The sequence below is a fragment of the Pseudonocardia lacus genome (assembly GCF_018531445.1).
GTDB classification, from domain to species: domain Bacteria; phylum Actinomycetota; class Actinomycetes; order Mycobacteriales; family Pseudonocardiaceae; genus Pseudonocardia; species Pseudonocardia lacus.
Genome location: NZ_JAHDTH010000179.1, coordinates 1 through 17,457, shown reverse-complemented (window position 1 = coordinate 17,457; position 17,457 = coordinate 1). Strand labels below are relative to the sequence as shown.

Here is a 17,457-nt window from a genome sequence, read left to right as displayed (position 1 = left end):
GAGCCCCCGCTGGCGGCCCCGGACGCGGCACGGCGAACGGCACGCCCGGCCCACGGCAGGGTCGCCGCCGCCGCGAGCCTTGATCGGGTACGGCTAGCCCTTCACCGACCCCGCGAGACCGCCGACCATCTTCCGCTCGGCGAGCATGAAGAACAGCAGCGCCGGCAGCATCGACAGCGCGGTGAACGCCAGGATGCGGGCGGTGTCCGAGCCGTACTGCGAGCTGAACGCCGCGGTGCCCAGCGGCAGCGTGTACTCCGCCGGGTCGCCCAGCACGAGCAGCGGCAGCAGGAAGGCGTTCCAGCTGTTGACCACGGCCAGCACCGACACGGTGACCAGCGCCGGCCGCGACAGCGGCAGCAGGATCTGCCAGAAGAACCGCATCCGCCCGCAGCCGTCGATGGTGGCCGCGTCCTCCAGCTCGCCGGGCACGTTGCGCATGAACGGGCGCAGGATCACGATCGTCACCGGCAGCGCGAACGCCGCCTGCGGCACCGCGACGGCCAGCAGCCCGGTCAGGTCGAGGTTGCGCAGCAGCAGGTAGAGCGGCAGCACCGCGACCGCGACCGGGAACAGCAGCCCCAGCACGAAGAAGGAGTACAGCCCGTCGCGCCCGCGGAACTCCATCCGGGCCAGCGCGAACGCCGCCATGGCCCCGAAGCCGACGGCCAGCAGGGTGGTGACCGTGGCGATGATCAGGCTGTTGGCCGCCTGCCCCCAGAACGTGCCGGTCGCCGCGGCGTCGGCGTAGTTGCCGGGCACCCACGGGTCGGGCAGGCCGATGGGGTCGGCCGCGATCTGGCCGGTGGTGCGGAACCCGCCGATGATCACGTACACGATCGGCGCGATCGTGACGCCGGCGACGGCCAGCGCGACCACGTACACCAGCGGCGAGGTCCACCGGCTCCGGCTGGTCGAGATCGTCGTCATCCCACCCTCCTGGTCAGCGCGCCCTCGGTGTCACGGCGCATCACGTACCGCTGGTAGAGCAGGGCGAACACGAACGAGATGATGAACAGCAGGACGGCGGCGGCGCTGCCGTAGCCGATCTGCGAGCGCTCGAAGCCGCGGTCGATGAGGAAGGTCGCCATCGTCACCGACGCGTTCGACGGCCCGCCCTTCGTCATGATCCAGACCAGGTCGAACAGCTGCAGCGCGCCGATCACCGACAGGAAGATCCAGATCCGGATGGTCGGGCCGAGCAGCGGCAGCACGACGTAGCGGGTGCGGTGCCAGGCCGATGCGCCGTCGACGGTCGCCGCCTCCAGCAGCTCGTTGGGCACGCCCTGCAGCCCGGCCAGGAACAGCACGATCCCGAACCCGAGGTACTTCCAGGTGATCACGATGAACAGCGAGTAGATGACCAGGTCGCGGTCGGCCAGCCAGAGCTGTGCCCAGCTCTCCAGGCCCATGTTCTCCAGCAGGGTGTTGAGCGGCCCCGACGGCTGCAGGATGAGCTGCCAGGCCACCGCGGTGACGACCTCGGCGAGCACGTAGGGCGCGAACAGCACCATCCGCAGGATCGCCCGCCCGCGCAGCCGCCGGTTGAGCAGCAGCGCCAGCGCGAGCGCCAGGGGCAGCTGCACGACGACCGACAGCACCACGATCAGGGCGTTGTGCCCCACCGCGGCCCGGAAGACGGGGTCGCCCGCCGCCCGGGTGTAGTTGTCGATGCCGATGAACTGGTCCAGCGGGCCCAGGCCGTTCCAGTTGAACAGGCTGTAGTAGCCGGCCAGCACCATCGGCACGATGACGAAGGTCGCGTAGAGCAGCAGTGCTGGCCCGAGGAACAGGGCGATCTCGCCCCGACGCCGGGCCGAGGACCGCCCCGTCGGGGACCGGCGCTGGGGCCGGTCCCCGACGGGCGGCACGGCCACCTGCCGAGGGCTGGTGGTCGTCACCACTGCTACCTGCTCGCGGCGGCCTCGGCCACCACGTCGACGATGCGCTGCGGGTCCGAGGTGCCCGCGAACAGCCCGGCGATCTCGTCGTTGAGGGCCTGGCCGACATCGGTCGGCAGGGCCTTGTCGAAGTAGAGCTGGTTGTACGGGCTGGCCCCGCGGGCCTCCAGCACGGCCTTGATGGAGGTGCCGGTGACCGAGGACTCCGCGGCCTTGGCGGCCGGCAGGCCGGTGTTGGTGGCCCCGAAGGTGGACTGCTCCTCGTCGGAGGCCAGGAACTTCAGGAACTCGACGCAGGCCGGAGGGGCCGAGGCGGAGCAGGAGAAGCCGTCGCCGCCGCCCACCGTGGCCCCGGGCGTGCCCTTCCCACCGGGGACGGTCGGGAACGGGAACCAGCCGAGCTTGTCGCCCAGCGGCTGCTTGTCCGGGGTCAGACCGGTGGTCTGGCCCTCGTTCCAGTGGCCCATCAGCTCCATGGCGGCCTGGCCGTTGGCCAGCATGCCGGCCGAGCTGGCCGCGCCCTCCTGCGCCGGCGTGGCCAGGAAGCCCTCCTGGAAGGGGTTCGCCGCGATGAGCTGCTGGACGTCCTGGCCCGCCTTGACGAAGCACGGGTCGGTCATGGCCAGGTCGGTGGTCACCGCCTCCAGCGCGGCCTGCGGGCACTCGCGGGTGGCGAAGTTGGCCCACCAGAACGCGTCGGGCCACTTGTCCTTGCCGCCCAGCGCCACCGGCACGATCCCGGCCGCCTTGAGCTGGTCGACCACGGCGTAGAACTCGTCCATGGTCTTCGGGGTCTGGGTGATCCCGGCTTGCGCGAACAGGTCGGTGCGGTACCAGAGCCCGGTCACGCCGACGCTGTAGGGCAGGCCGTACTGCTTGCCGTCGACCGACCACGGGTCGGCGATCGGGCCCATCGACTCCACGACGTCCTTGGTGGCGTCGGTGATGTCGGCGATCTTGCCCGACTCGACCTGGGTGGCCAGGTCACCGCCGCCCCACTGCTGGAACAGGTCCGGCGGGTCGTTGCTCTGCAGGCCGACCCGGATCTTGGTCTGGATCGTCTCGTTCTGCACGGGTTCGATCTGGAACGTGACGTCCGGGTGCGCGGCCGTGAACCGGTCGGCGGCGTCCTGGAAGTAGTCCTTGAGGGTGTCCTGGGTGGCGTTGTGCCACCACGTGATCACCTGCTTGCCGTCCGGCGACGTGGCCGGGGCGGCGGCGCCGCCACCACCGGCGCACGCGGCGGTGGTGGCGGTGAGCAGCGCGGCGGCTAGCAGCGCGGCCACGCGCGTGGATCGAAGCATGAGGGGTCCTCTCGGGGTCTGGCGTCGCAGGCAGGCCTCTGGCGGCTTCGGTGAGGGGGAATGGTGCTGGCCACACGGCCGCGTGTCAATCGTTGTCGATAACGTTTTCGTCCTGCTAGCGTCCCGGCCCGTGACTACCAGTCGGGCCACCATCCGCGACGTCGCGGCTCAGGCGGGCGTTTCGGTCGCCACGGTCTCGAAGGTGATCAACGACCGCTACGGCGTGTCGGCGAGCACCATCGAGCGGGTGCGGGCCGCGATCGAGCAGCTCGGCTACGAGTCCAGCCTCGTGGCGCGCAGCCTGCGCAACCAGCGGACCAACGTCATCGGCGTGCTGGTCACCGACATCGAGCCGTTCAGCGCCGAGCTGCTCAAGGGGGCGGCCAAGGCCATCCGCGGCACCGGGTACGAGCTGGTCGTCTACTCCGCGGGCGGCGAACCCGCGCACGCCGTGGGCTGGGAGAACCGCTACCTGTCGCGGCTGTCCGGGACGCTCATCGACGGCGCCGTGATCGTCACGCCCACGGTGCTCGCCCCGTCCTACGGCGCCCCGGTCGTCGCGGTCGACCCGCACACCGGCGGCGAGGACGTGCCCACCGTCGACTCGGACAACCGCCGCGGCGCCGAGCTGGCCACCGAGCACCTGCTCGAGCTGGGCCACCGCCGGATCGCGTTCATCGGCGGGCGCGCCGACCTGGAGTCCGCCCGGCTGCGCGAGGACGGCTTCCGGGCGGCCATGGCCGCCGCCGACGTCCCCGTCGACCCCGCGCTGGTGGTGGCCGGCGACTACGCCGAGGCGCTCTCGGCGAACGCCGCGCACGGCCTGCTCCGGCTGCCCGACCCCCCGACGGCGGTCTTCGCCGCGAACGACATCTCCGCCATCGCCACCATGGACATGGCGCTCACACTCGGCATGCGGGTACCAGAAGACTTGTCGGTCGTCGGCTTCGACAACATCCCGGAGAGCACCTTGACCCGTCCGATGCTGACCACCGTCGAGCAGCCCATCCAGCTCATGGGCCAACGGGCCATCGAGATGGTCGTGGCCATCCTCGGCGGCGAACGACCCGATCCGCGCCCGGTCAGGCTGCCCACGCGGATGGTCGTGCGCGACACCACGGCGGGTCCGCGATGACCGCCGGACCCCGCACCGCCACCTGGCGCGAGCCCGGCCGCGACCCCGGCGAGCGCGCCGCCGCGCTGATCGCCGAGATGACCGTCGCCGAGAAGGTCGCCCAGCTCTCCGGCATCTGGGTGGGCGCGGCCGAAGCCGGCGGCGTCGCCCCCCACCAGCACGACGAGACCGCCGACCCGGTCGACCTCGACGCCCTGCTCCCGCTGGGCATCGGCCAGCTGACCCGCCCGTTCGGCACCGCCCCCGTCGACCCGCAGGCCGGGGCCGCGTCCGTCGCGGCCACCCAGCGCGCGGTCACCGCGGCCAACCGGTTCACCATCCCCGCCGTCGTCCACGAGGAGATCCTCACCGGGCTGGCCGCCTGGCGGTCCACCGTCTACCCGGCCCCGCTGTGCTGGGGCGCGAGCTTCGACCCGCAACTGGTGCGGCGCATGGGCGAGCGCATCGGCGCGAGCATGCGCGCGCTGGGCGTGCACCAGGGCCTGGCCCCGGTCGTCGACGTCGCCCGCGACCTGCGCTGGGGCCGCGTCGAGGAGACCATCGGCGAGGAGCCGCTGCTGGTCGGCACCCTCGGCGCCGCGTACGTGCGGGGCGTGCAGTCCGCCGGCGTCATCGCCACGCTCAAGCACTTCGTCGGCTACTCCGCCGGTCGCGGCGGGCGCAACATGGCCCCGGTCGCGATCGGCCCGCGCGAGCTCGCCGACGTGCTGCTGCCGCCGTTCGAGATGGCGCTGCGGGCCGGGGCGCGCTCGGTCATGCCCGCCTACAACGACCTCGACGGCGTGCCGGCGACCGGCGACCCCGACCTGCTCACCGGCCTGCTGCGGGAGCGGCTCGGCTTCACCGGCACCACCGTCTCCGACTACTTCGCCGTCGCCTTCCTGCACAAGCTGCACGCCGTCGCCGGCGACCGGACGGCCGCCGCCGCGCTGGCGCTGCGGTCCGGGGTGGACGTCGAACTGCCCACCGTGGACTGCTTCGGCCCGCCCCTGGTCGCGGCCGTCGAGAGCGGTGCGGTCGACGAGGCCGACATCGACCGCGCCCTGCTGCGGGTGCTGCGCCAGAAGATCGAGCTGGGGCTGCTCGACCCCGGCTGGGAGCCCGACGCCCCCGGCCCGTTCGACCTCGACCCGCCCGAGTCCCGCGAGGTCGCCCGGCTGCTCGCCGAACGCGCGATCGTGCTGCTGACCAACGACGGCACCCTCCCGCTGCGCCCCGACGCCCGCGTCGGCGTCGTCGGCCCGCGCGCCGACGACCCCACCGCCGTCATGGGCTGCTACGCCTTCCCGGTGCACGTCGGAGGGCAGCACCCCGACGTGCCGATCGGCATCGAGGTCCGCACCCTCCTCGACGCGCTGCGCACCGCCCTGCCCGACGAGGTGCCCTTCGCCGAGGGCTGCCCCGTCCTCGGCGGCGACGACACCGGCATCGCCGACGCCGTCGCCCTCGCCCGCGACGTCGACGTGTGCGTCCTCGCCCTCGGCGACCAGGCGGGCCTGTTCGGCCGCGGCACCTCCGGCGAGGGCTGCGACGCCGTCGACCTGCGGCTGCCCGGCCGCCAGGAGGAACTGCTGGACGCCGTGCTCGCCACCGGCACCCCCGTCGTACTGGTGCTGCTCAGCGGGCGCCCCTACGACCTGTCCCGGCAGGCCGACCGGCTCGCCGCGATCGTCTCCGGCTTCTACCCCGGCGAGGAAGGAGCCCCCGCCCTCGCCGGCGTCCTCACCGGCCGGATCAACCCCGCCGGCCGCCTCCCCGTCGCCTTCCCCGGCGCCGGCACCGTGCAACCCGGCGGCCCCGGCGCCCCCCTCACCGGCCCCTCCGAGGTCACCTCCGTCGACCCGACCCCCCTCTTCCCGTTCGGCCACGGGCTCTCCTACACGCCGGTGACCTGGTCGGACGCCACCGCCGGCGGCGCCGAGTGGGCCACCGACGGCACCCTCGACATCACCCTGACCCTCACCAACCCCCACGACCGGCCCGCCTCCGAGGTGGTGCAGGTGTACCTGCGGCGGACCGTCGCCGACGTCGTCCAACCCACCCAGCGGCTCATCGCGTTCGCCCGCGTCGACCTGGCCGCGGGAGCGCGGCGGACCGTGCGGTTCGCGCTGTCGGCCGATCTCACGGCGTACACGGGGCGGGGCGGGGAGAAGGTCGTGACGCCGGGGGGTGCGCAGGTGCTGGTGGGGGCGTCGGCTGCCGATGTGCGGACGGTCGTGGATGTGGAGCTGGTGGGGGAGCGGCGGGTCGTCGGGGTGGACCGGGTGTTGGAGGCTGGGGTTTCGGTCGGCTGATCCTGTGAGGGGCCCGCCGGCGCCTTCGGCGCTGTCGAGGGGCCTCCGGCGGCGCCTGCGGAGGGCTGTTGAGGGGCCGCCGGCGGCGCCTGCGCGGCGGGCTTCTGAGGGGCCTCCGGCGGCGCCTTCGCGGCGGGCGACCTCTGATCGAGCAGGGGGCTTGGGGAGGGTCCCGGGCTCCCGTTCGGTCCGTGGTGGGCGTGACGCCCGGCGGGTGTGTGCGGGCGCCCTGCGGGGCGTCTGGGCCACGTCGCAGGGTTTGTGTACTCGGCGCAGGGTCCGGGGGGTCTGCGCCGGGTGGGCAAAGTCTGCGACGTGGTTGTGGATCACGGCGGGCAGCGCCGGGGGGTGGTCGGGGCCTGTGAGGTCCGCTTTCGGCCGTGTCGGTCGTGTGTTGTGGGTGTCTCGCAGCTTTGGGTGGGTCGTCGCAGCCCGCCGGTGGGCTGCGAGTACCCACCCGGTGCTGCGACGCCCGTCCGAGGCTGCGAGGACGGCCTACCCCGCGCTGTGAGGACACCCGCTGGCGCTGCGCGGACACCCCGCCCCGCCCGCCCTCGCCCGGCCCCGGCCCGGCCGCGGAGCGGCCACTCCACCCCTCGAAGCCCCTGCTTGATCTGAGGTCGCCCGCCGCGCAGGAGCCGCCGGAGGCCCGTCAAGAACGCCGAAGGCGCCGCCGGAAGCCCTCGAAACCGAGCAGGAACTCGCCGGTCCCGCACACCGTTGGGCCGGATGCGTCGCCGGTGGGTGTGCCGGGCGCGGGACCCCGAACCCGTCCGGAAGGATCACCACCTATGGCCAGGCGACGTCCCATCCCGTTCCGCGCCGTAGTGGCGGGGGTGGTCGCCGCGTTCGCGGTGCTGCCCGACCGGCTGCGGCTGGACTCCCGGTTCCCGTTCGTCGACTCCGTATCCCTGCGGCCGCAGGCCGTGGCGGTGGCGTTGGCGGTGGCGGCGGTGCTGGCGCCGGCGCGGGCGACCCGGCCGATGGCCGTCGGGGTGGGGGTCGTGGGGTTGGTGGGGTTGGCGGCGGTGGCCGAGCGGGGGGTGCGCAGGCCCGCGGGGGTGGTGCCGGAGGGCGGCACCGAGCTGAAGGTCCTGGCGGCCAACGTGCTCAAGGGGCGGGCCGACACGGGGGAGCTGGCGACGCTCGTCGAGCGCGAGCACCCCGACATCGTCGTGCTGCCCGAGGCCGGCCACGACTTCCGCGACAAGCTGATGCCGCTGGTCGGGGGGCTCGGCTACCGGTCGTGGGTGTCGACGCCGCCGGGGGCGCGCGACGTGCACTCGGTCACCGTCCTGGTCTCCGACGACATGGGCGACGTGCGCGTGCGGCAGGTGCGGGAGATGCGGCTCGCGCACCTGGAGGTCACGGGCGGGCGGCTGGGTGGGCGGGTGTTCCGGGGCATCCACGCCACCGCGCCGCTGCACCGCAGGCTCATCCCGCGGTGGAGCGGCGACATGGAGGTCCTCGGGCGGTGGACGCGGGCCACGCCCGCCCCGATCGTCGCGGGCGACTTCAACGCCACCCACGACCACGCCGCCTTCCGCGCCGCGCTGGGCGGCACGCGCAGCGCCGCGGCGGGCACCGGCAAGGGGCTCATCGGCACGTACCCGGCGAAGTTCCCCCGGTGGTTCGGCATCCACATCGACCACGTGCTGGTGCCCGTCGGGACGACGACGCGGCGGCTGGAGATCGTCGACCTCGCGGGGACCGACCACCGGGCCGTGTTGGCCGAGGTGGCACTGGGTCGCGAGGACTGAGCCGGGGCCGCGACCCGCCGCGGCCCGGTGTGCCCGCGCGGACCTGGGGTGAACTAGATTCTGCGCCGTGAGCGTCCTGCAGACGATCCTCGTGTTCGTGGTGCCGACGGTGGGCCTGTACCTGCTCATCGTCGCCCTGGTCGTCGTGCCGCGGCGCGCCGACCGACCCCGCTACCGCTCCGGCCAGCCGTGGCCCTACGAGCCGCTGTGGTGGACGGCCAACCCCGAGGGCGCACAGCTGCCCGCCGCCGACGGCCACCCCGTGGCCGGTGACCGAGGAGGTGCCCGTGGCAGCTGGTGAGCACGGCCACGGAGTCGTCGACGTCGTCGAGGACGAGAACCTGCCGGAGGGCACGGTCCGCACCGTCTCCGGGCGGGTGTCGTCGGCGGTGGAGTTCCGCGAGGAGTCCCGCGCCGACCAGCCGTTCACCCCGGTCCAGCTGACCCGCCTCGACGAGGCGCTCACGCTGGCCAGCCGGGAGAGCGGGCTGCGCTTCAGCGTCTACCTGGGCGACCTGGGCGACGCACCGGCCGAGCGGGCCGGCCAGCTGCACTCCCAGCTGGAGGGCTCGGCGGAGGCCGTGCTCGTCGCGGTGAGCCCCGGCCAGCGGCTGGTCGAGGTCATCACCGGGCCGGAGGCGCGGGTGCGGCTGCTCGACCGGGGCGCCAAGCTCGCGGTGATGAGCATGGTGGCCTCCTTCCGGGAGGGCGACCTGCTCGGCGGGCTGCTGAGCGGGCTGCGGATGCTGGCCGACCAGGCCGGCGGGCGGCGCCGCCAGCGCTGACCCGTCCGGGTGGCGGCAGCGACACCCGACGGCGAGGGCTTTCGCCCGGTTCGGGGTAACTACAGCGAGTCGTCGAGCGAGTGCAATCGTTGGTGAAGCACATGCTCACGACTACCCCGGGTGTCCACCCTGATGACCACGCCGTTACCCGGTCCGCCACGACCGGCCCAGCCGTCCTCCGCCACCGTCCTCATCGTCGACGACCACGAGCTCCTCGGTGAGTCGCTGCAGCTGAGCCTGCGCACGCACGGCTTCTCGGCGCACCTGTGCCGGCCCGGCACGCCGGGCGCCGTGCTGGCCGCCGCGGGCGAGCTGGAGCCGGGGGTCGTGCTGCTCGACATCGACCTCGGCCGCGACGCGGCGGGCCGACCGATCGACGGCGTCACACTGGTCGAGCCGCTGCGCGCGGCCGGCTGGCCGGTGCTGATGATGTCCGGCACCGCCAGCAACGTCCGCATCGGTGCCGCGCTCGACGCCGGCGCGCTGGCCTGGGTGCCGAAGATGGCGCCGACCACCGTGCTGCTGCGGGCCGTGCGCGCCGCGCTGAGCGGCCGCGACGCCATGCCGCCCGCCCGCCGCGACCAGCTCATCGCGGTGTACCGCCAGCGCAGCGCCGAGCGGCGCAAGCTGGCCGCCAAGCTCGACCGGCTCACCCCGCGCGAGTACGAGGTGCTGGACCTGCTGGCCGGCGGGCACCGGGCGCAGGCCGTCGCCGACCACTTCGTGGTGTCGCTCGCGACGGTCCGCACCCAGATCCGGGCGGTGCTGACGAAGCTGGAGGTCACCTCACAGCTCGAAGCCGTTGCGCTCTTCCGCAGCGCCACCGAGCGATAGCGCCACCCGGAGGATGCCTTTCGGTGAGCGGTCGATCACGCATTGCGCCTAGGATCGTCTGCTCCGGATGCGGTGGGACACGGAGGGGGTAGTCGTGACGGCGCGGTTGCGCGGAAGGCGCCTGCACTACCGCCCGGTCTCCGACGTCCTGGTGGTCAGCGGGGTCGGCGCGGTGGTCGCCGTCCTGATGCAGACCGAGTTCGTGGGCGACGTGCTGCCCCGCTCGGCGCACGACCTGCTGACGTTCGCCGCGGCCGGCACCGGCGCCGGATCGGCCGTGCTGGCGCTGTTCGCCTCGCGGGTGCTCGACGACCGCAGGATGGCCTGGATCGCCGCCGCGCTCGTGCTCTACTGCGCGGTCGTGCTGCCGTGGTCGACGCTGGAGGAGGCCAAGACCGGGGGCGCCCAGCGCTCGCCGATGCTCCTGGTCTACCTGGCCGCGATGGTGCTCCTCGTGGTGTCCGTGCGCCCGCCGCGCGTGCTCGGGGCGTGGGGCGGGTGGGCGGTGGCGGCGGCCGGGGCCGGGCTGGGGTTCGGCACGCTCGGCCTGCCGCCCGGCAGCGGCCTGCAGGCCTTCACCGAGCAGTTCGTGCCCACCGTCGCCGTCCTGATCGGCTGGACGGCGGCGGCCGTCGCGTTCGCCGCGGAGGCGTTCCGCGCCCGCAGCACGTCCTGGCTGCGGCTCGGGCTGGGGCTGGTCGTGCTGGCCGTCGCCCAGCTGTACCGGGTCGCGTCGGGAGCGTCCGCCGAGCAGGTCAACCTGGCCTTCGACGGCCTGCGGCTGGTCGGGCTCGTCGTGCTCGTGGTCGGGCTCGCGCAGATGGTGCAGGAGGGGGTCGGGCGGCTGCAGGCGCGCAACTGGGAGCAGCAGGACGAGATCGCCTCCGCGGCCGTGCACCTGGAACGGGCCCAGGAGATCGCCGCCGAGCGCGACCACGAGATGCGCAACGGCCTGGCCGGGCTGGCCGGCATCACCCACCTGCTCAGCGGAACGTCCTCGGAGGGCGAGCACGAGGCGCTGCGGCACGCCGTGCTGACCGAGCTCGACCGCCTGCAGGCGCTGGTGAACGCCGGCGGGGCGGACGTCCCGGGCGCGGCCCTCGCCGTGACCCGCCCGATCGGTCCGGGCTACTCGGTGCCACAGGTCCTGACGGACCGGGCCACCCTGCGCCAGACGGCGGCCGGGCCCGGGGCGGGCCGGCTGGAGCTGCGCATGCAGGTGGGCGTGCGCGCCGCGGGCTCGCCGGACACGCTGGCCCAGATCCTGACCAACCTGCTGGCCAACTGCGACCGGCACGCCCCCGGTGCCCCGATCACCATCAGCGCCCACGAGCACGACGGGCGGGTTCGGATCGAGGTCCGCGACGCGGGCCCCGGCCTGCCCCCGGAGACCGCCGGGCACGTCCTGGAACGCGGCGTGCACGACGAGCAGGCGGGCGGCCAGGGGTACGGGCTGGCCATCAGCGCCCGGCTGGCCCAGGAGGCCGGGGGCGACCTGACGATCGCCGACGCGGTCGGGGAGGCCGGGTGCGTGGCAACCCTGACCCTGCCATCTGTGGCGGAAGTCACAAGCACCCGACCGCCCGTCGCTGAGGACGGACCGCCTGTCGTATCCTCGGCGGCGTCGGACAACCACTGAGTGACCTCGCGCGTCCCTCAGCGTTTGTCTGCCGAAACGGCCACCCGAAAGGGTGTCCGAGTCGCATACTGGCAACGCGAGCGGGTCCCCACCGGGACCCCGATCCACGAAGGGCAGGGCACCCACGATGGGGGACTCGACATCCGAGCAGCGACCCGGTCGCCGCGGGCGTCCGCGCTCTCCGGGCTCGTCGGTTCTCACACCGCCGACCGGGGTGCCGTCGATGCCCGAGATCCGCGTCCCGCAGTGGCGCCCGCAGGAGCCGCCGGCCCCGCCGGCCCAGCAGACCGTCATCGCCCCGTGCGCCTGCGGCCACGGCAAGGACGCCCACGAGCACTACCGCCCCGGTTCGGACTGCGGCGCCTGCGGCGCCGGGGTCTGCGAGGAGTACCGCAAGCTCGGCGGCCCGATCCGGCGCGGCCTGCGCCGCTGGGGGCTCGTCGGCTGACCCCACAACGCCGGACGGCCCCCGCGGCGCGATGCGCCGCGGGGGCCGTTCCGTCCGTCGGGCCGGTCAGTGCCGGCGCGGCTGGGCCAGCCAGGCCGTCGTCCCCGGCAGGAACATCAGCACCGTCGCCACCAGCCCGAGCGCGACGCCGGTGCCCAGCAGCGCCGAGCTGAGCGGCGTCGCGACCTCCACCATCACCAGCGCGTGCACCACGGTCAGTGCGCACAGCAGCGCCAGCAGGATCCGCGCCCCCGACCGCCCCGAGCGCACCGCCGCCGCCGCTCCGGCCTCCAGCAGCGCCAGCAGCACCCCGCTGCCGACCACGCCCACGGTCAGCGCGGCGATCGCGCGGTCCCGCGTGGTCGGCGACTCGTTCGGGAAGTCGCGGGTCACCAGCGCGGTCACGTCGGCCCACAGATCGCCCACGCCGACCAGCGGCAGCACCACCGCCAGCAGCAGTGCGGCGGCCGCGACCATCCACAGCGCGCCGGCCGCGGTCAGCACCGGCGGGCGGGGGATGCACTCCGCCGACGGCGGCGGGCGGAACTCGAACCGCGGCCGCGACGGGGGCGGGGGCGGCCGGTCCGGCTGCCGGTCGACCGCGTGGAGTCTGGTGGTGGGGGCCTGCGTCATCGGGTCCCCGGGCCCGGTGCTCATGTGCTGATCGCTCCGTTCGTCAGGTGGTGGTCGGCGCGGCTCCGTCGTCGGGCACGGACGTGGAGGGGTCGGGGGCCGGGGCCGCCGAGGTGGTGACGCCGTCGGAGGGCGGGTCCGGCTGCGCCGAGGGCGGGTCGGCCGGCTGGGACGGCGGGTCGGCCGGCTCGGACGGCGGGTCGACGGGCGGGGAGGGCGGGTCCTCCGGCGACGGGGGGTCGACGGGCGGCGGTGGGTCGACCGGTTCCGGCGACGGGGGGTCGACCGGCGACGGCGGTGGGTCGACCGGTTCCGGCGACGGGGGGTCGACAGGCGGCGACGGCGGGTCCACTGGCGGCGACGGGGGGTCCACCGGCAGTGGCGGTGGGTCGACCGGCTGCGGCGACGGCGGCCCGACCGGCGGGTTCGGGGCCGGTACACCCGGCGGTGGGTTGACGTCCACCGTCCGGCTCGCCCCGCCGGCGGCCGACGCCCCCGCCGCGCCCGTCCCGATGATCCGGCTGCCCGGCTTCGCCGCCGCGGCGACCGCGCGCGGCCGACGCGGGCCGGGGGCCGACGTGTCGGTGGCGACCTCGCCGGTCCACGGGTCGACCTGCCCGCCCTCGACGGTGGCCTGCCCGGTGGTCGGGTCGGCCGGAGCCGCGATGGTGCCCGCCGCGGCCACCGGCTCCTCGGCGGTCGACAGGGTCACCGCACCCACCGCGAACGTCGCCGCGACCACCGCGGCGGCGGCGATCGCCAGGATCGGGCCGCGCCGCGGAGCGGGTCGCTCCTCGTCGGGGTGCTGCTCGCTCGGCGGCGGCTCGGCGGCCAGCGGGGGCGCCGGCGGCTCGGCGTCGAGGAGCGGGACCACGACGGTGGCGTCGTCGGCGGCCGCGACCGGTCCGCGGGCGGCCAGCGCCGCGCCGGTGGCGATGACGGTCTTGGGGTCGGCGTCGATCGCGACGGCCCGGCCGAGCTCGGCCGAGACCAGTTGGGAGACCAGCGGGATCCGCGACGACCCGCCGACCAGCAGCACCGCGTCGGGGTCGGGGACGCCGGCCGAGTCGAGCGCGCGGCGCAGCGCCTCCACCGTCTCCACGACGGCAGGGCGGATGGCCTCCTCGAACTCCGCGCGACCGATCCGCACCTGCAGGTGCGTCCCGGGCAGCATCACCGGGACCATCACCTCGGTGTCGGCGGAGAGCGCCTCCTTGGCCGCGGTGCACTCCCGGCGCAGCCCGGCGACCGCGCTCTGCACGGCCGGGTCCGCGGGGTCGAGCCCGTCCCAGGCCTGCCCGACGGCCTCGCGCACGTGGTCGAACACGACCTGGTCGAAGTCGACGCCGCCGAGGTGCTCGATGCCCGTCGGCTGGCCGACCGACTCCCAGCGCCCGTCGGCCAGCTTGCGCACGACCGCGGCGTCGAAGGTGCCCCCGCCGAGGTCGTAGACGGCGACCGTGCCGCCGACGTCGACCCGCGCGGTGCTGGCGTAGCCGATGGCGGCGGCCTCGGGCTCGGTCAGGAACAGCACGTCGGTGACGCCGTGCGCGGCCAGCGCGCCGGCCAGGGCCTCCCGCTTGTGCGGACCCCACTCGGCCGGGTGGGTCAGGGCGACCCGGTCGGCGGGCCCGCCCTCCCGGTCGGCGACCGTGGCCAGCGTCCAGGCCACGAACCGGGCCGCGACCGTCTCGGCGGGCACCGGGTGCCCGCCGACGACGAGCGGTGTGCCGTCGCCGATGCGCCGCTTGAACTCGCGGACCACCCGTCGGGGGTCGGTGACGGCGCGGCGCTGCGCGGGATCGCCGCACACCATCGACCCGTCCGGGGCCAGGAACACCATCGACGCCACCGAGGGCGTCAGCCCGCCGAGCGGCACGATCTCGGGCCGCGGGTCGCCCTCCCGGCAGACCGCTGCGGCCGAGTAGGTCGTACCCAGGTCGATGCCCACCCGGTAGGCCGTTTGCGTCATCAGTACTACTCCACGCTGGATAGTGCGAATTCGCGGCGTCGAGGACAGGACTGGCCTCGCATCGTCTTCGATCTGGGGCGACGCCGTGTTAACGAACGAGCACGGAGAGAAGAGGTGACGGACGGCGAGCGGTAGGTTGCGTACGGTGCCCGGTGTGCGGGCGAGGGGGAGCAAGGGGATGACGAAGCGGGTTCGGCGAACGGCCGTCCTGTTGCTAGTGCTGTTGGTGGTAGCTGGTGGGTGCGGTGGTGGAGGGAACGTGCTGCCGCCCGTACCAAGCATCACCGACGCCCGGGACGCGACCGGGACCGATCCCTGTGCGCTGGTGAGCGCCGAGCAGCTCGCGGCGGCCGGCGTCGGCGGGGCCGGCACGGCCGTCGCCGCCGAGGAAGGGCCGCGCTGTCGCTGGAGCGGCGCGGGTGCCAGCCTCGACGTCACCCTCTACACCGACGGCGGTGGCCTGGCCACGCTCGCGGAGAACAGCGAGCCGACGACGACCCGCGTGCGGCTGGCCGGCTACCCGGCCCTGGAGACGTTCACCGGGCGCGGCGAGTTCTGCCAGTACGACGTCGGGGTCTCGGCGAGCCAGGTGGTGATGGCGGCCCGCGACGCCGCGTCCCCCGACTCCTGCGAGGTGCTGCAGCGCGTGCTGCCCGGCGTGCTGGAGAACCTGCCCGCCCCCGGGGAGCCGGGACCGGGCCGATGAGCGCTCCGGCGACCGGGCGCGGCGGGCTGATCGCGGCCGTGCACGCCGTGCTGCAGAAGGCGGTGCCGCACTACGAGGACGACCCGCGCACGGTCGCCTGGCTGACCGGGCACCTCGCGCGGCTGGACGAGCCGCTGCGGATCGCGGTCGCCGGCAAGGTCAAGGCCGGCAAGTCGACACTGCTCAACGCGCTGGTCGGGGAGCAGGTCGCGCCGACCGACGCGGGCGAGTGCACCCAGGTCGTCACCTGGTACCGCGACGGGCGGGCCCCGCGGATCGTGGCGTTCCCGCGGTCGGGACCGCCGGTCGCGCTGCCCGTCGACCGCCGCGACGGCGCCCTGGTCATCGACCTGCAGGGCCGCTCGGCCGACGAGCTCGACCGGATGGTCGTCGACTGGCCGTCGCAGAGCCTGCGGGCCGCCACCCTGATCGACACCCCGGGCACCGCGTCGCTGTCCACCGGGACGTCGCGGCGCACCGTGCGCTTCCTGCACCCCGACGACGACACCCCCACCGAGGCCGACGCCGTCATCTACCTGATGCGCCAGCTGCACGCCTCGGACGCGGAGTTCCTGGAGGCGTTCCGCGACCAGGGGGTGGCCAGGGCGGCGTCGGTGAACACGGTGGCGGTGATCTCGCGGGCCGACGAGATCGGCGGCGGGCGGCCGGAGGCGATGATCTCGGCCAGGGCGGTGGCCGCGCGCTACCGCACCGAGCCCGCGCTGCGCGGGCTGTGCCAGAACGTCGTCGCGGTGGCCGGCCTGGTCGCCCAGACCGGCCGCACGCTGCGCCAGGCCGAGTTCGGCGCGCTGCGCGAGCTGGCCGCAGGCCCGCGCGAGGACCTCGACGCCGCGCTGCTGACCGCCGACCGATTCACCGCCGACTCCGGGCCGGTGACCCGGGCGGCCCCCGGCCTGGGGGTCGCCCACCGCCGCGCGCTGCTGGCCCGGTTCGGGCTGTTCGGGCTGCGGCTGTCGACGATGCTGATCCGCCAGGGGCTGGACAGCCCCGCCGCACTGGCCACCGAGCTGGTGCGCCGCTCCGGGCTGGAGGACCTGCAGCGCGTGCTGCACAGCCAGTTCGCCGAGCGGCGCGACCTGCTCAAGGCCCGCTCGGCGCTGCTCGCCCTGGAACGGCTCCTGCGCACCGACCCCCGCCCCGGCGCGGCCGGGCTCGTCGGCGAGGTCGAGCGGATCTTCGCGGGCGCCCACGAGTTCACCGAGCTGCGGCTGCTGTCCGCGCTGCGCTCGCGGGCCGTGGCGCTGCCCGCGTCGGTCGTCGGGGAGGCCGAACGCCTGCTCGGGGACGCCGGCGCGGCGGCCACGACCCGGCTCGGGCTGCCCGCCGACGTCGGCCCGGAGCACGTGCGCGCGGCCGCGCTCGACGCCCTCTCGCGCTGGCAGGACCTGGCCGAGAACCCGATGACCGCGCGGGCCGCCGCGGACGCCTGCCGGGTGCTCATCCGCACCTGCGAGGGGTTGCTGGTGGGCGCTGAGCAGCGGTTTTAGGGCCGGGCGCCGAGGTGGAGGGGGATCAGCCCCATCCCCACCCCCACGGCGTTCGGCCCGCGCCCCGATGACCACGGGGGGTGACGGCTCGTAACTTCTCCGTCAAGCCGGTGGAGCGACCCCGGCAAGCGAACCTCCCGAGCGACAGGAGCCCCCGATGCCCGAGTTCCGCTTCATCCAGGACCCGACCGTCATCAACGACAACACCCAGAACGCGTCCGGCGGTGCCGGTGGGGCCGGCGGCGCGAGCGGCCCGGCCATCAGCGACCCCGACGTCCTCGTCAACGGCGGCGGCGGCAACGGCGGCTCGGCCCAGTCCAACGGCGGCAGCAACGACGCCGGCAGCGGCCTCGGCCAGGGCAGCGGCGGCGTCGGCGTCGGCGTCGGCGGCGACAGCGACGGGTTCGACCTGCTCGACCTGTTCAGCGACGGCGGCGACGGGTTCGGCTCCGGCGGGGCCGGCGTCGGCGTCGGGACCGGCGGGAGCGCCTCGGGCGCCGGCGGCGGCACCGCCACCGCGGGCAACGGCGGCTCCGGC

The 17,457-nt window shown here is 75.0% G+C and carries 15 protein-coding genes and 1 pseudogene; 11 read left to right on the top strand and 5 right to left on the bottom strand.

The genetic code is table 11. The annotated features are described in order from the left end of the window. Window positions 1–93: 93 nt before the first annotated feature. From KIK08_RS29455 to KIK08_RS29445, 3 genes are read right to left on the bottom strand one after another with little or no spacing between them, the layout of a single operon-like run. Complete coding sequence (locus KIK08_RS29455; protein WP_214406557.1) at window positions 94–930, bottom strand: carbohydrate ABC transporter permease; 837 nt, start codon at window positions 928–930, stop codon at window positions 94–96. Next, complete coding sequence (locus KIK08_RS29450) at window positions 927–1,901, bottom strand: carbohydrate ABC transporter permease (protein WP_308257969.1); 975 nt, start codon at window positions 1,899–1,901, stop codon at window positions 927–929. Before KIK08_RS29450 ends, KIK08_RS29455 begins: the two co-directional genes overlap by 4 nt. A gap of 5 nt (window positions 1,902–1,906) precedes the next feature. Further along, window positions 1,907–3,205: an ABC transporter substrate-binding protein gene (locus tag KIK08_RS29445; protein ID WP_214406556.1), complete on the bottom strand. Its 1,299-nt coding sequence runs from the start codon at window positions 3,203–3,205 to the stop codon at window positions 1,907–1,909. Window positions 3,206–3,335: 130 nt separating this feature from the next. Here KIK08_RS29445 and KIK08_RS29440 point away from each other — a divergent pair, with 130 nt between their 5' ends. The 8 genes from KIK08_RS29440 (at window position 3,336) to KIK08_RS29405 (ending at window position 12,100) form a co-directional block, all read left to right on the top strand. Further along, window positions 3,336–4,340, top strand: coding sequence for a LacI family DNA-binding transcriptional regulator (locus KIK08_RS29440; RefSeq protein WP_308257968.1), 1,005 nt, complete (start codon window positions 3,336–3,338; stop codon window positions 4,338–4,340). After that, window positions 4,337–6,634, top strand: coding sequence for a beta-glucosidase (locus tag KIK08_RS29435; protein ID WP_214406553.1), 2,298 nt, complete (start codon window positions 4,337–4,339; stop codon window positions 6,632–6,634). Before KIK08_RS29440 ends, KIK08_RS29435 begins: the two co-directional genes overlap by 4 nt. 791 nt (window positions 6,635–7,425) lie before the next feature. After that, window positions 7,426–8,394: an endonuclease/exonuclease/phosphatase family protein gene (locus KIK08_RS29430; protein ID WP_214406551.1), complete on the top strand. Its 969-nt coding sequence runs from the start codon at window positions 7,426–7,428 to the stop codon at window positions 8,392–8,394. Window positions 8,395–8,461: 67 nt separating this feature from the next. Further along, the gene (gene ctaJ, locus KIK08_RS29425; protein WP_214406550.1) at window positions 8,462–8,695 is read left to right on the top strand and encodes an aa3-type cytochrome oxidase subunit CtaJ; all 234 of its coding nucleotides are present in this window, start codon (window positions 8,462–8,464) and stop codon (window positions 8,693–8,695) included. Then, a complete protein-coding gene (locus tag KIK08_RS29420) occupies window positions 8,682–9,179 on the top strand; it encodes a DUF5130 family protein (RefSeq protein ID WP_214406549.1) in 498 nt (165 codons plus the stop codon). Before ctaJ ends, KIK08_RS29420 begins: the two co-directional genes overlap by 14 nt. Window positions 9,180–9,311: 132 nt before the next feature. Beyond that, window positions 9,312–10,013, top strand: coding sequence for a response regulator transcription factor (locus KIK08_RS29415; RefSeq protein WP_214406548.1), 702 nt, complete (start codon window positions 9,312–9,314; stop codon window positions 10,011–10,013). Between the two features lie 94 nt (window positions 10,014–10,107). Then, window positions 10,108–11,652 carry a sensor histidine kinase gene (locus KIK08_RS41965; protein ID WP_214406547.1) on the top strand — a complete coding sequence of 515 codons (1,545 nt, stop codon included), beginning with the start codon at window positions 10,108–10,110 and terminating at the stop codon, window positions 11,650–11,652. Between the two features lie 223 nt (window positions 11,653–11,875). Continuing rightward, window positions 11,876–12,100, top strand: coding sequence for a hypothetical protein (locus KIK08_RS29405; RefSeq protein ID WP_214406546.1), 225 nt, complete (start codon window positions 11,876–11,878; stop codon window positions 12,098–12,100). A 66-nt stretch (window positions 12,101–12,166) separates the two neighbouring features. Here KIK08_RS29405 and KIK08_RS29400 read toward each other — a convergent pair whose 3' ends face one another. Both KIK08_RS29400 and KIK08_RS29395 read right to left on the bottom strand, forming a co-directional pair. Further along, entirely contained in the window at window positions 12,167–12,757 is a 591-nt protein-coding gene (locus KIK08_RS29400) for a hypothetical protein (RefSeq protein ID WP_214406545.1), read from the bottom strand. A gap of 19 nt (window positions 12,758–12,776) precedes the next feature. Beyond that, entirely contained in the window at window positions 12,777–14,705 is a 1,929-nt protein-coding gene (locus tag KIK08_RS29395) for an Hsp70 family protein (protein ID WP_214406543.1), read from the bottom strand. A 178-nt stretch (window positions 14,706–14,883) separates the two neighbouring features. Between KIK08_RS29395 and KIK08_RS29390 the strand changes: the two genes are divergently transcribed. The 3 genes and pseudogenes from KIK08_RS29390 to KIK08_RS29380 form a co-directional block, all read left to right on the top strand. After that, complete coding sequence (locus tag KIK08_RS29390; protein ID WP_250558057.1) at window positions 14,884–15,411, top strand: DUF3558 family protein; 528 nt, start codon at window positions 14,884–14,886, stop codon at window positions 15,409–15,411. After that, entirely contained in the window at window positions 15,408–16,919 is a 1,512-nt protein-coding gene (locus KIK08_RS29385) for a dynamin family protein (RefSeq protein WP_214406541.1), read from the top strand. The genes KIK08_RS29390 and KIK08_RS29385 overlap by 4 nt, the downstream gene beginning before the upstream one ends. A 157-nt stretch (window positions 16,920–17,076) precedes the next feature. Continuing rightward, window positions 17,077–17,457 (top strand): annotated as a pseudogene (locus KIK08_RS29380) (hypothetical protein); the annotation flags it as partial.

Bases quoted from the DNA above. Each gene is read 5' to 3' on its own strand.
- KIK08_RS29385 (WP_214406541.1), top strand. From the start codon at position 15,408: ATGAGCGCTCCGGCGACCGGGCGCGGCGGGCTGATCGCGGCCGTGCAC.
- KIK08_RS29405 (WP_214406546.1), top strand. From the start codon at position 11,876: ATGCCCGAGATCCGCGTCCCGCAGTGGCGCCCGCAGGAGCCGCCGGCC.
- KIK08_RS29430 (WP_214406551.1), top strand. From the start codon at position 7,426: ATGGCCAGGCGACGTCCCATCCCGTTCCGCGCCGTAGTGGCGGGGGTG.
- KIK08_RS29455 (WP_214406557.1), bottom strand. From the start codon at position 930: ATGACGACGATCTCGACCAGCCGGAGCCGGTGGACCTCGCCGCTGGTG.
- KIK08_RS29445 (WP_214406556.1), bottom strand. From the start codon at position 3,205: ATGCTTCGATCCACGCGCGTGGCCGCGCTGCTAGCCGCCGCGCTGCTC.
- KIK08_RS29400 (WP_214406545.1), bottom strand. From the start codon at position 12,757: ATGAGCACCGGGCCCGGGGACCCGATGACGCAGGCCCCCACCACCAGA.
- KIK08_RS29415 (WP_214406548.1), top strand. From the start codon at position 9,312: ATGACCACGCCGTTACCCGGTCCGCCACGACCGGCCCAGCCGTCCTCC.
- KIK08_RS29390 (WP_250558057.1), top strand. From the start codon at position 14,884: ATGACGAAGCGGGTTCGGCGAACGGCCGTCCTGTTGCTAGTGCTGTTG.
- KIK08_RS29395 (WP_214406543.1), bottom strand. From the start codon at position 14,705: ATGACGCAAACGGCCTACCGGGTGGGCATCGACCTGGGTACGACCTAC.
- KIK08_RS29435 (WP_214406553.1), top strand. From the start codon at position 4,337: ATGACCGCCGGACCCCGCACCGCCACCTGGCGCGAGCCCGGCCGCGAC.